Origin of the sequence: Alkalihalobacterium alkalinitrilicum (assembly GCF_002019605.1) — a bacterium.
GTDB lineage: Bacteria > Bacillota > Bacilli > Bacillales > Bacillaceae_F > Alkalihalobacterium > Alkalihalobacterium alkalinitrilicum.
In genome coordinates, this window is record NZ_KV917368.1 from 4,563,326 (window position 1) to 4,578,369 (window position 15,044).

The following is a 15,044-nucleotide window of genomic DNA, read 5'->3' on the forward strand; positions in this document are numbered from 1 at the left end:
AATAGTCTCTCCCTGTTATAGAGAGCCGACGGGTGGTGGAAGTCGGTACAAAGAGTAACTATGAATTACAAGCTTGGAGCAATCTGTTATGTTTTTACATAATAGACGGAGTGATTCCGTTATCATGGTAAGTGGAAGATTAATGTTCTTCAAGAAGGGTGGTACCGCGAGAATTCTCGTCCCTTTTTGAGGGACTTTTTTTGTCCCGTAACAACTAAATGAACACAGACGTTGCCACATCCTGTGGTAACGTCTGTGTGACCCACATCGAGTGGGCCTCAACGAACCATCAGTGGGGAAGAGGAAAACCCCTCACTGATGGAAGTTTCATTTTATTATAAACTATAATTAGGAGTGGAAAAGATGGATTTATTACAAGATTTACAATTTCGAGGTCTTGTCAATCAAGTGACAGATGAAGAAGGACTATCTAAGCAACTTACTGAAGAACAATTGACGTTATACTGTGGTTTTGACCCAACTGCAGATAGTTTACACATTGGTCATTTGCTTACAATTCTTACGTTACGTAGATTTCAATTAGCAGGCCACAAACCGTTAGCACTTGTAGGCGGGGCGACAGGGCTAATTGGCGACCCAAGTGGAAAAAAAGCAGAGAGAACCTTAAATGAACAGAATATCGTTGAACAATTTTCTGATCGTATAAAAGGACAGTTATCCCGTTTTCTTGATTTTGAAGGTGAATCTGGTGCCAAATTAGTTAATAACTATGACTGGATTGGCAAACTTGATGTGATTACATTTTTGAGAGATGTTGGGAAAAATTTCGGTATCAATTATATGTTAGCGAAAGATTCTGTTGAATCGCGTATTTCATCAGGGATCTCATTTACAGAATTCAGTTATATGATTTTACAGTCATACGATTTCCTTAAGCTATACGAAAACGAGAACTGTAAACTGCAAATTGGTGGAAGTGATCAATGGGGAAATATTACAGCAGGCTTAGAGTTGATTCGAAAAACGTTAGGTGACCAAGAGAAAGCTTTTGGTTTTACGATACCGCTTGTAACGAAAGCCGATGGGACCAAATTTGGTAAAACTGAAGGTGGAGCGATCTGGTTAGATGCAGAAAAAACAACACCATATGAGTTCTACCAATTTTTAATTAATACAGATGACCGTGATGTTATTAAATTTATCAAATTCTTTACGTTCTTATCTCACAGCGAAATTGAAGAATTAGAAAAAGCGGTCGAAACAGAAGCACATTTACGAATTGCACAACGGAGACTTGCAGAAGAACTGACTCGCTTAGTACACGGTGAAGAAGCATTACAGCAAGCGATTCGTATTTCAGATGCTCTGTTTAGTGGAGAAATTAAAAATTTAACTGCAAGTGAAATTAAACAAGGTTTTAAAGATGTACCATCGTACACTTGTGAAGACGAAAACATGGTTTTAGTCGACGTACTTGTTGCAGCGAACGTTTCTTCATCTAAACGTCAGGCGCGTGAAGATATTCAAAATGGTGCTATATATATTAATGGAGAAAGAAATACTGACGTCCAACGCCAGTTGCAAGTGGAAGATCGAATTGAAGACCAATTCACAATCATTCGCCGTGGTAAGAAAAAGTACTACTTAATTCAATATTAATGTAACTGAAAAAGGCTTAGAGAAACTGTCTCTAAGCCTTTATTATTATTCTTATTTTTATAATGGAGAAGGGCTTGTTAAACGAAAAAGAACGATTGGAATTTTCCAATCGTTCTTTTTCGTTTAACTTAACGAGAATAGAACTCTACGATAAGTGCTTCTGTGATTTCAGCAGGAAGCTCAGAACGCTCTGGTAAGCGAGTGAAAGTTCCTTCTAACTTCTCAGCGTCGAAAGAAATGTATCCAGGAACAAAGTTGTTCACTTCTACAGCTTCTTTAACTGCTGATAAGTTTTGAGATTTCTCACGAAGAGAGATCGATTGACCAGGTTTTACGCGGAATGAAGGAATGTCTACACGTGCTCCATCAACCATGATATGACCGTGGTTTACAAGTTGGCGTGCTCCACGACGAGTACGAGCAAGACCCATGCGGTAAACTAAGTTATCAAGGCGAGTTTCAAGTAAAGTCATGAAGTTTTCACCATGGATACCAGGCATTTTACCAGCATCATCGAAAATACGACGGAATTGACGCTCATTTACTCCGTACATATGACGAAGCTTTTGCTTTTCTTGTAATTGTAAACCATATTCTGAGAATTTCTTACGTTGGTTAGGACCGTGTTGTCCTGGTGCGTAAGGGCGTTTTTCTAATTCTTTACCAGTACCGCTTAAAGAGATACCTAAACGACGAGATAATTTCCAAGATGGACCTGTATAACGAGCCATGAATGACTCCTCCTTTGTTATTTTGTTTTGAGCAAAACAACAACAGTTTTGGCAATCTCCTGATATGGTCATTTTGCTTTCATGTATCTTCGCTTCGACAGCTTGAAGTTACGCGATACACCTCAATACATATACCAGCCACTGAATTGAGGAACAAAATGTGAGGGTCCAAATCAAGTTTACCTTGGCTGCCTTATTTCACACAAATACTATTATATAATTTTACTATTATGATGTCAAGAATAGGTCTTATTTCTGTCTACGAAAAGTTCATTAATATTAACATTTATTAGGGCCTTAATATATAGTAAAAGAATAATAATTCAGGTATAATGAAATAAAGAAGCATAATAAATGGGAAAATAATCAACATTAATAGGTTAAAATACCTAATTATATATTATCTAAGATGCTGTCAAAAGTATGTAACGGTGGTGCTAAACATGAATCAACTTATTCACGGTAGAGTTAATTCAATAGATGTCTCAAAACTTCTACGGATCTCAGTCACAGACAGCATCTCGATTGAAAAGTGTTTTCAGTCAGCTGTCTTATTTTTAGCTGATCAAGACGGTAAATTAATCACGATCAGAGAAGTTGGTGGATTGAAAACAAATATGATCGAAGTATTGTACAAGCTAAAAGATAGTATGCTAGAAAAAGATTTCCCGTATGAAACTAATGGATGTTATGTAGATGTTATCAACATTGAATTACAGGAACCAGTCTGGACTGGTTTTCTTGGTTTAATCGCGACAACGAATGACATAGAAAAAGGTGTGTCAATAAAGAGTTTTCTTGAAGGTTTTCGCTACTCTTTATATCTGTCTAGTCAAATCTTGATATATCAAAATGAGTTAGTCAGTAAGAGTTTAAATGAAGCTACAAACAGCTTGCACTCATTATTAAAAGAGGAAAAATATGTAATTAAATTAACTGTTATCGGAAGATTGTTACTGGAATTAGTAAAAAATACTTTTGACCGTTCTATACAAGAGGTCCTTCTCTTTGAAAAAGTAGATGATCAGCTTTTAAGCTTGATTTACTCTTCGGCAGTAGTTCATGAAACTCCGTTCCAATGTTATTTGTATGAACAAGCAATTCAAAGTGATTGGCAGACATATAATAAAGACGAGTTAGTAGAAAAAGAATGGTTGAGTTATCAATTAGAATATGCATCGGCCGTTATTGCCCCGGTTTATCATGAAGGTGAAGTCACAACGGCAATCGTTGTTTTATTAAAAAATGAAATAGAGAAAGTAGAACTAAAGCAAATTCATTCCTTCGTTAACGAAGTAAAACCGCTGTTGCTTCAAGCCTATCTGAATGAAAGAACAATCATTGAACAAAAGAGAAAATCCCTATTACTTCAAGTTACTAAAAAGTTTCACTCTTCAATGGATGTAGGTGAAGTCTTAGGTGAGATGATTAATGCAATGGAGGAAATGTACTCTTCTTTTACAGTGAAACTGCTACTATCAAGAGATTGGAAAGTCAATGAAGATTTACCTGTTCAGCAGTTTTATTATGGAATGGATTCTTCTGGGGTTGCTGAATCGGCATTTCTTACTGGGAAAATTGAAATAGAAGATAGAGGGAAAGATCAATCTTCAAGACTATACGCGCCGTTACGTGGAAAACAAGGGATATACGGAGTAATGGAAATCGAAACGACGAATACTTTAACATTTCCTAAGCATGAAATAGAATTTATTGAAACTTTAGCTGATATCGGTGGTAATGCATTAGAAAATGCTGAATTGTACCAGCAATCACAAAATTTAATAAACGACCTCCAATTAATTAACCAAACGTCACATCAACTGAATTCTAATTTGAAATTATCCGATACGATTCGATTTATGACAGATCAAATCCTTCGTTCTTTCAGTGCAAATGAAGTCGGTTATATTATGTTTGCTAGTAATGGAGAGTTACATGTACTTGAAGGAAGTACTGGATTTTACTTTACTGAAAAAGCGCAAATTCAACTGGCAACTTTAAGTAAAAAAATAAAAAAAGAAAAAGAATCGTTGTTTGTTGGTGATGCAAAAGCAGATGGAATATACGATATTGATCCTTATCAATCGTTATTAGCTGTTCCTATGGTTCAAAGCGGGGAGTTGAAAGGGATGGTTGTGGTTCTTCATAAACACCCTTACCACTTCACGTTTGAGAACTTTAAGCTATTACAATCACTTATTCATCATTCGACGTTAGCGTTTACGAATTCTATATTACATGAAGAGCTTGAACGACTTGTTATTACAGATCATTTAACAAGGTTATTTTCAAGGAATTATCTGGATCAAAAAATTCAAGAGTCGATGTTTATTGATGCTTACGGCTCCTTTATCTTAATTGATATTGATAATTTTAAAATGATTAATGATACGTATGGTCACCAAGTTGGAGACGATATTATTATTCAAGTAGCAAATGTAATTAAAAAGAGTATCCGTGACAATGATATAGCTGCAAGATGGGGCGGCGAAGAACTTGCGATTTATTTGCCAAAAGTGGATATGAAAACGGGTAAAAAAATAGCCGAACGTATTGTAAAGAGTGTTGCCTTTGAGACCAGTCCTAGAGTAACGATTTCTTGTGGAATTTCTTATTGGGACAAAAATGCTGATCAAAAGTCGTTAAAGTTATTATTTAACATCGCCGATGAGTGTCTCTATTTAGCTAAAAAGTCTGGGAAAAACCAAATGATTGATCAAAGTCAATTACGAGAAGAATGAGAGTAAGAGGAGTGGGGCGGATTGATGTTGCCATTCCATTAAAAAGAGGCTGAAAATCTATCAGCCTCTTTTTTCATGCTCATGTCAATTCCTAATCTTCTACTATGTATGTACTTGTTTTTTAGGTGTTTATATACAAAATTAGCATGATAAAACCTAATATTTCGACGGTAAAAGTAAAATGTTTACTTTCCTCTACTCCGAAACATCATAGAATAGCAAAACCTGTAGAAACATTCTCTTCGTTTGTCGATAGGTTTTCAAAGGGCATTGGTAGTAGACCCCGAAATGTATAAGTACACAGTTTGTAAAAGGAGGCACGGAAGATGACAAGTGAAAAAGAATGTACAAAACAAAAAATTATGGATGCTGCTATTTCATTGTTTAATGTCCAAGGCTTCACAGGTACATCTGTACGTATGATTGCAAATCGTGCAAATGTAAACGTTGCCCTAATTTCTTATTACTTCGGTAGTAAAAAAGGTTTACTTGAAGAGTTGATGTCGACTTTCTTTGAAGGATTTATTTCAGCATTAGAAGAAGGCGCTCAATACTTAAATAAAAGGTCTTCGAGAGATTGTTTATTGATAGCTCTGGAAAACGCACTAATTTATCAACAAGAAAATCACCATTTGGCTCGCTTTGTCCATCGAGAAATCACTTTAGACACCATGCTTGTTCGAGAAGTGATGAGTACGTATTTAATGAAAGAGAAACATATGTATTACCAAATTATAAAAAATGGAATGGACCGGCAGGAGTTTAAACGTCAGCCGATCGATTTTATTATTATTCAACTAAGAGGAATGTTAATTATGCCGTTTTTACATCCGCAATATATTCGTGAAGTGCACCATTTAATCCCACATGAGCGTTACTTTTTAAAACATTACATTAGCTACTTAACGATGTGGATGGATAGCTATTTAAGTCAAAAACCAAATCATTTTATCAAGAAGGCGTTAGGATAATCGATTAGGGATGCTGAATACCGTTTCTTTATATAGTTTATCCAGCCCTTGACATAACCCTTTGACACTATGGGCATCTGAACCGTAGATAAGAGGGATTTTTTTTTCTATAGCTTTTTTTACAACCTCTATAGGTGGGTATGGTTCGCCGCATAATGGTTTTACTACCCCAGCACTATTATAATCAAGTTCCATACCTTTTTCCTTGATTTTGTCTAAAATACGGTTGATCGATTCAGTGAAGTTTCCAATACATGGAAATTCTTGTTGGAACTTTTTGACTAATGTAATGTGCCCAATCCGTTTTGGCTTATAAATTCCTAAGTTAGCCTCGATAGATTGTTCTAACGTTGTAAAATATGTATCGTAAATAGCTTCGACAGAACCGAAAGTGTCAATCATCGTCTTAAACATTTCAGGGCTGTAATCTAGACAAAAGTAATTTTCTTTATATTTCAAAAAATGAACAGAAAGAATAGCATCGTCTAAGTAAGGTCCAACTTCATCTAAAATCTTCTTCGTTTGTTCTTCCAATCCTATAATATAATCAATTTCAAGACCTACTAATATGGAAATTCTCCCTTTATACTTTTCTTTTAATTTTTGAACATCTTCTATATAAGCTTCTAGGTCTTTTTTGGCCATAGCACTATCTTTATCTGGGACTGGATCTACAAATTCAACTGGAAGTGGGGCATGTTCTGTAAACGTGATCCCTTTCATATTCATTTCTAGTGCTTTTTTTACATAAGATTCTAATTGGTCAGTAGAACCGTGTGGACAATAAGGTGTATGAACATGGCCATCGTGAATGATCATTATAAAACACTCCTTTTATTTAACTTTTCCTAAAAAAAGTCAACCCAAATCCTTTGTTACATGGTATCATAATATGTATCAGAATCTAGCATAAAACATAAAAATCTGTAGAAATAGAAGATATGATAAAAATAATAATAGCGATTACATAAGTTTAGAACTTGTTAGGATGGAAGGGAGACCTGAAATGGTTTTATTATACATAACGATTGCTGTAGTCATACTTTTTTTTGGTTATGGGGCGTGGACGAGGAAAAGTATATATAAACAAGTTGATCGGTTAGAAGACTGGAAAATGAACATCATGAATCGGCCGATTACTGATGAGATATCAAAAGTCAAAGGGCTTACAATGTCTGGAGAAACAGAGCAAAAGTTTGAAATGTGGAGAAAAGAATGGGATGGCATAGTCGATGTCGTTCTACCAGATATTGCAGAAGATTTATTTGATGTTGAAGAATTAGCAAACAAGTATCGATTTAACAAAGCAAAATCGAATAGTAAACTTATAGAGGTACGCTTAAATGAAGTAGAAGAAAAGCTTAATCGAATGCTTAATGATATCAATGTATTAGTAGAAAGTGCAGAACAGAACCGTACGGAAATTGGTGACGTAAAAAAACAATACCAAGACATGAAAAAGCATTTTTCCTCACATCGCACTTCATTTGGTAAAGCGGCGGACCTAATTGACAGCAGAATAGAAGCTATTTATAATAAATTCTCTTCATTTGATGAAGCAACAAAGTTAGGGAATTACATACAAGCACGTGAAGTACTTGTATTAGCTAGTGAAGAAATCGCAAAAGAAAATGAGATGATGGAAGCCATTCCGAAATACCTTGTTCAAGTCCAAACGAACATTCCTAATGAATTAAAAAATCTTTCATTTGGGATGAAAGAGATGGAGGAATTTGGGTTCTATCTCGACCATTTTGATTTTGACAAGGAAATAGAAGCAATTAAAGAAACATGTGAAACATTAGTAGGATCTATTTACCAATTAGAGTTAGACGCGATAGAGGAAAGAATTGCTGAAGTCCAACAAAAAGTTGATGAGATTTATGAAGCGCTAGAGACAGAAGCAAAATCAAAACAATTGGTACAAACGTATTTAGATCAAATTGCAGACAAGTTTATTCAAACTGATGAAAAGCTTGAAGACTTAAATGAAGACGTAGAACTAGTTCAACAAAGTTATCGAATAGCTGAAGAAGAATTGAAAACTCATCAAAAAATTAATAACCAGCTTAAAGACTTAACAACTAAATTGAGTGTTATCGAGGAAGCGACAATAAATAATACTAAATCCTTTACAACGGTACAAGCAATGGTGGAGTCATTTAATAGTGAATATGAACAGCTAGAAATTGCGCTAGAATCAGCTCGAAACACCTTAGATGCGTTGCGAAAAGACGAATTAAAAGCGAAAGAAACCTTAAAAGAATTGAAACATAGACTGCTTGAAGGAAAACGCGTTGTTCAGAAAAGTAATATTCCTGGTTTACCATCTTACATTAATGATGAGTTGGAAATAGGGGAGAAAAAGCTATTTGCTGCCATCGAGAAATTAGCAGAAATCCCACTAGATTTGAGTGGGGTTATCAATATTGTTGAAGAGGCTGCAATCGCTGTTAATAATGTTTACACCTTAATAGAAGAAACAGTTGAGAATTCCCAGTTAGCTGAAAAGCTGATTCAATATGGAAATCGGTTTCGTAGAAATTCAGAGGAAACGAATAAGCAGTTAAGTGAAGCTGAAATGGCATTTAGAAGCTTTTATTATGAGGACGCTATTGAACTTGCAACAAGAGCGATCCAAAAGTATGAACCAAATGTACTTGAAAAGTTAACGGAAAAAGAAAAGAGTACAATCACTGTTTAACTATTCAAGCGTTAGAGGAGGGTAATATGAAAAAAGTCACCTTACTTAGTACAGTTGCTATCTTGTGTGTTGTAGTTTGGGTGGCTGTTTTGTTTACCCTCCTTAAATCACCTGTAGCATCAGATAAACAAGATGTGTTTGAAAAAGTTATTGAAACTAGCTCAATATTACCAGAAGAAGAACCACCACATATTGTGATAGAGACAATGGCTGATCGAATTAAGGAAACTGGGATTACCGATCAAAAGGCACGAGAATTAGCACCTAATAAAATCATATCAATCGATGAATTACTTAAAATAATAAAGGAAGAGGCTGACACTAATTAGTGTCAGCCTCTTCTTTTACTAAAAGACAAGAATATGAAAACCATAAGTGTTTACATCATTTCTTTTCTAATTTTGAAGTTCCATAAAGATAACCAATAACAGCTCCTAAGATTGCAGGTAAAAACCAGCCTACTCCTTCTGTATATAACGGGATGTAGCTAAAAAGAGAATTAATAAGATCGATTTGTATTGGTGTGGCGTTCAAACCATCAACAATACTAATTAATCCTGCACCAATTAATGCGCCTCCATAAACTTGAGGTATACCATGAAAAAACTTGTGTAAAAAGGAAAGAATAATGAGAACAATTGCAATCGGATAGATAGCGATTAAGACGGGTAAAGAAAATGAAATTAATTGAGCAAGTCCCATATTTGCCATCACTAAACTAAACAACGAAAGAATTGCGATAATTACCGTGTACGAAACGTTTGGCACTAATTTATTAAAGTATTCACCACAAGCAGAGACTAAACCAACCGAGGTTGTTAAACACGCAACTGTAATAACAACAGCTAGTAGTACAGTCCCCAGGAGACCAAATAATTCATCTGCTGTTCCAGAAAGAATGGCGCCGCCATTGTCTAACATGCCGAGTGTAGATACGCTACTTGCCCCTAAGTATGCTAATGCTAAATAGACAAGTGCTAATCCTGTGCCTGCAATAACTCCTGCTTTAAAGGTAATCGCTGTAATCGTTTTGGGATCCGTCACTCCTCGTTCCGTAATTCGTGACACAATCACGATACCAAATACGAGAGCAGCAATCGTATCCATCGTTAAATATCCATCGAGAAATCCTTTGAAAAACGGAGCAGTTTCATATTCAGGCGCTACACCTTCGATTGGTCCGAGTGGTGTGACGATCCCTTTAACTGCAAGAATAGTGATAACTACTAATAAAATTGGGGTTAGCAATTTACCTACCCGATCAACCAGTTTAGCTGGGTTAAGTGCTAGCCAAAAGGTTAGACTGAAAAAGATAACCGTAAATAAAAATAAGGGTAAACTAGAAGTAACGACCGATGGACTTAGAAATGGGACAGCACCGATTTCGTAAGCAACAGTACCAGTTCTAGGAATTCCAAAAAACGGTCCAATTGCTAAATACATTGTTAACGTAAAGATAACCCCAAATAAAGGGTGAACACGTGTTGATAAGTTTTGTAAGTTACCCCCAGCTCGAGCAATGGCCATAATGGCTAGTAACGGTAGGCCGACTCCAGTTATTAAAAAACCTAGTGTACTGAACCAAACATTTTCTCCTGCAGCTTGTCCCATAGCAGGTGGAAAAATTAAGTTTCCTGCTCCGAGAAATAAGGCAAATGTCATTAAACCTATCGCAACGGTTTCTTTTGTTGAAAGTGTATTCATAAGTTATACCTCCGATGAAAACGTTTACTTACCTGAAGACCATACTATCATAATTTTAAAAAAATTATTTTAATATAAAATAAGATGTAAAATTAAAATTATTCTTTTATTTCAAACATTTATGTATATACATAAGTATGCAGTCGAAAAGATGACGTACAATAGTTTGTATAAATGATTTGAAACAAAAAAAGAGGTAGGGTACCCTCTAGTTAACCGCTAAACCAACTGAGAGGAGATGCCCTACCTATGAGTACTAGTATAGGACAAAACACACTTGAAAATCAATTAGATTCTATGGTTCGTGAGTTTGTGAAAGAAAAACTTGAGACTATGATGAAAGAAGAAATGAATAGTTTTTTTGAACATGAACACCCAGAGTTAAAAAACCAGAAGAACGGCTTCTATCAAAGGCAACTTGATACCAAGTATGGAAGATTGGAAGATCTACAAGTGCCTCGTGATCGTGAAAATGCCTTTCAAACAGAGATCTTTTCTCCTTATCAACGACGTGAGCAGTGGCTTGGTGAAACCATTATCACAATGTATCAAAAAGGTGTAAGTACTCGTGAAATTGGTCAGTTTATTGAGCGTATTTTAGGTCATTCTTACTCTGCTGCAACGATTAGTCAAATCACCGACGTCGTGGCAGAGGATATTGAATCTTGGCTACAACGTCCACTGAAAAAGCGCTACTCTGTCCTTTATTTAGATGGTACTTATCTCAAGCTGCGTCGAGATGATGTTGCTAATGAAGTCGTCTATCTCGTTGTCGGCGTCACCGAAGATGGCTTCAGAGAAATTCTGGGTTTCTATGTTGGTGGCCAAGAAAGTGCCCTAGGTTGGAAGACGATTCTTAACGACCTTTATCACCGTGGACTTGAAGAAGTTCTTCTAGGTGTATTCGACGGGCTTCCAGGTCTTGAGGAAGCTATGAAAGCCGTTTATCCAAAAGCGGATGTCCAGCGCTGTGTTGTTCATAAGGTTCGTAATGCTCTCAATGCCGTCAGAAAGAAGGATCAGTCCGCTGTAGCTGAAGATCTTAAACCTATTTATAAAGCCAATACTCTAGAGGAAGCTAAGGGAAAGTTCCGCGCTTTCAAGGACACATGGCAAAAGAAATACCCAAAAGTCGTTAAAAGCTGGGAACAAGACCTTGAAGTTCTGCTGACCTTTTTAACCTATCCCTCCTCTATTCAACCGATGATTTACACGACGAATATCATCGAGCGAACGATCAAGGAGATCAAGAAACGCACCAAAACCATGAACAGTCTCCCCACTGAAAAAGCGGCTGAAAAAATCGTTTATCTTCAATCGATGGACTATAATCAACGCTGGGCAGAAAGAAAGTTAAGAGGCTTTAGTAATGCCTACTCTACTTTGCAGGAGATGTTCAAACAGCGATACGGAACCGAGCGCGAATAGGGATGTGGAAATTTTTTCTGGTATGGCCCCCGAGGGGGCCATACCAGAAACTCCCTCCCCTAAGACCTGAGGAAGTACCCTATTGATTTTTACACAAACTTATTGACACTACCGTCGAAAATGATACGGTATGTTTGTATTAATTACCCATTAACTATTATTATATGTTATGATAATTAGTTGTAAAAAGATGATCGTTATATCAGATTTAAAGGGGTATGTGTAAAATGGTTTATTTAGACAACAGTGCAACAACGAAACCTTATAAAGAAGTACTTGAGACGTATTTAACTGTTTCTGAACAATATTTCGGTAATCCTTCTTCACTTCATGCCCTTGGATTAGGGGCAGAAAAAGTGTTAACGAGATCAAGAGAAGTTGTTGCGAAATTGTTAGGTGTTCAAGCAAAAGAAATTATATTTACCTCAGGTGGAACAGAAGGTAATAATTTAGCGATAAAAGGAATTGCACTCGAACATAGTAAAAGAGGAAAGCACATTATTACAAGCGTTGTCGAACATGCCTCAACGTATGAGACATTTTCTAATTTAGAAAGTAATGGTTTTGAAGTAACGTATTTACCAGTCAATAATAATGGTTCAGTTTCGATTCAGGATTTGCAGCAGGCGCTTCGTCAAGATACGATTTTGGTGTCAATCATTCATGTCAATAATGAAACAGGAGCACTACAGCCAGTAGAAGAAATTGGACAGTTGTTAAAAGATTACCGGAAAACTTTTTTTCACGTAGACCATGTACAAGGAATAACCAAAGTTCCACTCGACTTAAAAAAAAGCAATATTGACCTTTGTACGATTTCGGGTCATAAATTTCATGGTGTCAAAGGAACTGGTGCATTATATGTAAGGGCAGGGATTCAATTATCGCCGATGTTGCATGGTGGGATCCAAGAAGCGAGATTAAGGGCAGGAACAGAAAATGTCCCAGGAATTGCAGCCTTAACAAAAGCTCTAAGAATGGCAAGTGACAAGGCATTAGAGGGAAAACAACGGCTCAAACAATTACAAAAGAATGCTATAGCTGGATTAACAGAAATCGAAGGCGTTGTTCTGAATAGTGACGAAGGCCAAGGGTATGCCCCTCACATTATTAATTTTTCCATTTTAGGAGCAAAACCTGAAGTTGTTATCCAAGCACTCTCACATCGTGGAGTTTATGTATCAACAAAATCTGCTTGTTCATCAAAATTGTCAGCCCCAAGTCGAATACTCTTAGAAATGGGTTTAGGCAATGAAAGAGCAGGAAGTGCGATTCGAATTAGTTTTTCGTACGAAACAACAGAGAAGGATATTGAAACATTTTTAAAAATAATGAATGAAGAAGTCCCAAAATTATTACAAGTAATGAGGTAGAGAGATGAAATATGATCATATATTGGTGAGAATTGGTGAATTAGCATTAAAAGGGAAAAATAGGAAAGTGTTTGAAAGGGCATTAGCAAGCAATATTACTGTAGTATTAAAAAATTATGATATTAAAGTAATTTCGACTTTTGGAAGAATTATGATTGAACTAAAGGATAACCGAGAAGGTGAAATTATTGAGAAACTTAAAAATGTATTTGGGATTCATTCGTTTAGCCTTGCTTTAAAAACGGAAAATGATTTAGACGACATCCAAAAAGGAGCACTTATTGCCCTTACTGACAGCAGAAATCAGCCTGTTCGAACGTTTAAAGTAACGGCTAAACGCCCTAATAAAAATTTTCCGATTGGTTCACAGGAATTAAATCATCTTGTAGGTGGATACATTCTCAAAAATACTGAGCATATTACCGTTGATGTCCACAATCCAGATGTGGAAGTAAGAGTAGAAGTTAGGGAAACGGCTACTTATATTACTTGCGGCAATATTCGGGGTGCAGGTGGATTACCTGTAGGTACAGGTGGAAAAGTTATGCTTATGTTGTCTGGTGGGATCGATAGTCCAGTTGCTGGTTATTTGACAATGAAACGTGGGGTAAAGATCAATGCGATTCACTTCCATAGTCCGCCGTACACGAATGAACGGGCAAAAGAAAAAGTAAAAGAATTAGTGCAAATTTTAACGAAGTTTAGCGGGACGATTCAGTTGCATCTCGTGCCATTTACAGAGATGCAGACAACGATTCATGAAAAAGTCCCTAGTGATTATGCGATGACGATTATGAGAAGAATGATGCTACGAATAAGTGAAAAAATCGCTCATGAGCAAAAAGCCCTTGCGATTACAACAGGAGAAAGCTTAGGGCAAGTAGCTAGTCAGACGCTTCATAGTATGAATACCATCAATGAAGTGACCAATTTACCAATCATCCGTCCATTAGTAACGATGGACAAGTTAGAAGTGATCGAAGTTGCTAAAAAGATTGGCACCTACGAAACCTCTATTTTGCCTTTTGAAGATTGTTGTACGATCTTTTTACCACCTAACTCTAAAACGAGACCAAAAAGAGAATTAGCTAATAAATTTGAAACGAATTTTGATTTCGCTGCACTAATCGATCGAGCTGTTGCTGAAACAGAAATTGTCACGATACGACATCAAAGGAATGAACAACAAGTCGAAGATTTATTTTAAAGCGAATTCTTTCTAGCAGCTGGAACATAGGGGAATCAGATGGAGTCTCCATCTGATTAGAACATCCCATCTTAGCTATGCTAAGAGGTGGGTCTTTACGCTAAAAACTAAACAGAATAAAATTGGATACAACAATTACCAATCTGAAAGCCGTATTAAATCACCACATCTGACACAGTCTATAGTTAACAAAGGAGGTGATTAACATGGCAAACAACAACAACTCAAACTCAAATCAATTAGTTGTACCTGGAGTACAGCAAGCTCTAGACCAAATGAAATACGAAATCGCTTCTGAGTTCGGTGTTCAACTTGGTCCAGATGCTACTTCTCGCGCTAACGGTTCTGTCGGTGGTGAAATCACTAAACGTTTAGTTCAAATGGCAGAACAACAAATGAGTGGTTACCAACAACAATAATCAATATAACCATTAATATCATGGCTGATGAGGGTACGGTTTATACCGTACCCTCACTTTTTGTATAAAAAAAAAATATTCAAAAAAATAGTCGGATTCTGTTATAATGAATTTGTTCGATAATTATTGATGAGGGGGAAACT

12 protein-coding genes and 1 other annotated feature (1 of these 13 cut by a window edge) are annotated in these 15,044 nt (G+C 36.3%); of the genes, 9 read left to right on the plus strand and 3 right to left on the minus strand.

Annotated elements, in window-relative coordinates; all coding sequences use genetic code 11:
• Positions 1-187, plus strand: a binding site (T-box leader); it begins 25 nt to the left of the window's first position.
• 176 nt (positions 188-363) lie between these two features.
• Complete coding sequence (gene tyrS / locus BK574_RS22115) at positions 364-1,620, plus strand: tyrosine--tRNA ligase (protein ID WP_078430114.1); 1,257 nt, start codon at positions 364-366, stop codon at positions 1,618-1,620.
• Positions 1,621-1,748: 128 nt separating this feature from the next.
• Here the strand turns inward: tyrS and rpsD are convergent, their stop codons facing one another.
• Positions 1,749-2,351: a 30S ribosomal protein S4 gene (gene rpsD, locus BK574_RS22120; RefSeq protein WP_075385975.1), complete on the minus strand. Its 603-nt coding sequence runs from the start codon at positions 2,349-2,351 to the stop codon at positions 1,749-1,751.
• A gap of 443 nt (positions 2,352-2,794) precedes the next feature.
• On the opposite strand from rpsD, the gene BK574_RS28565 reads away from it, so the two are divergent.
• Entirely contained in the window at positions 2,795-5,095 is a 2,301-nt protein-coding gene (locus tag BK574_RS28565) for a sensor domain-containing diguanylate cyclase (RefSeq protein WP_238458071.1), read from the plus strand.
• A gap of 326 nt (positions 5,096-5,421) precedes the next feature.
• Entirely contained in the window at positions 5,422-6,066 is a 645-nt protein-coding gene (gene refZ / locus BK574_RS22130; RefSeq protein ID WP_075385976.1) for a forespore capture DNA-binding protein RefZ, read from the plus strand.
• Here refZ and hisJ read toward each other — a convergent pair.
• Positions 6,058-6,885 carry a histidinol-phosphatase HisJ gene (gene hisJ, locus BK574_RS22135; protein ID WP_078430115.1) on the minus strand — a complete coding sequence of 276 codons (828 nt, stop codon included), beginning with the start codon at positions 6,883-6,885 and terminating at the stop codon, positions 6,058-6,060. The two genes, refZ and hisJ, sit on opposite strands and share 9 nt — an antisense overlap.
• Positions 6,886-7,072: 187 nt before the next feature.
• Between hisJ and ezrA the strand changes: the two genes are divergently transcribed.
• Together ezrA and BK574_RS22145 are read left to right on the plus strand one after the other, a co-directional pair.
• On the plus strand, positions 7,073-8,770 hold the full coding sequence (ezrA, locus tag BK574_RS22140; protein ID WP_158211723.1) for a septation ring formation regulator EzrA: 1,698 nt from the start codon (positions 7,073-7,075) through the stop codon (positions 8,768-8,770).
• A 26-nt stretch (positions 8,771-8,796) separates the two neighbouring features.
• The gene (locus BK574_RS22145; protein WP_078430117.1) at positions 8,797-9,099 is read left to right on the plus strand and encodes a hypothetical protein; all 303 of its coding nucleotides are present in this window, start codon (positions 8,797-8,799) and stop codon (positions 9,097-9,099) included.
• A 55-nt stretch (positions 9,100-9,154) separates the two neighbouring features.
• Here the strand turns inward: BK574_RS22145 and brnQ are convergent, their stop codons facing one another.
• Positions 9,155-10,474, minus strand: a complete 1,320-nt coding sequence (brnQ, locus tag BK574_RS22150) for a branched-chain amino acid transport system II carrier protein (RefSeq protein ID WP_078430118.1) — start codon at positions 10,472-10,474, stop codon at positions 9,155-9,157.
• 249 nt (positions 10,475-10,723) lie between these two features.
• On the opposite strand from brnQ, the gene BK574_RS22155 reads away from it, so the two are divergent.
• The 4 genes from BK574_RS22155 (at position 10,724) to BK574_RS22170 (ending at position 14,901) form a co-directional block, all read left to right on the plus strand.
• Positions 10,724-11,902 carry an IS256 family transposase gene (locus BK574_RS22155; RefSeq protein ID WP_078430119.1) on the plus strand — a complete coding sequence of 393 codons (1,179 nt, stop codon included), beginning with the start codon at positions 10,724-10,726 and terminating at the stop codon, positions 11,900-11,902.
• Between the two features lie 227 nt (positions 11,903-12,129).
• The gene (locus tag BK574_RS22160) at positions 12,130-13,275 is read left to right on the plus strand and encodes a cysteine desulfurase family protein (protein ID WP_078430120.1); all 1,146 of its coding nucleotides are present in this window, start codon (positions 12,130-12,132) and stop codon (positions 13,273-13,275) included.
• 4 nt (positions 13,276-13,279) lie between these two features.
• A complete protein-coding gene (gene thiI, locus BK574_RS22165; protein WP_078430121.1) occupies positions 13,280-14,482 on the plus strand; it encodes a tRNA uracil 4-sulfurtransferase ThiI in 1,203 nt (400 codons plus the stop codon).
• Between the two features lie 206 nt (positions 14,483-14,688).
• Positions 14,689-14,901, plus strand: coding sequence for an alpha/beta-type small acid-soluble spore protein (locus BK574_RS22170; protein ID WP_075385982.1), 213 nt, complete (start codon positions 14,689-14,691; stop codon positions 14,899-14,901).
• Positions 14,902-15,044: the final 143 nt, after the last annotated feature.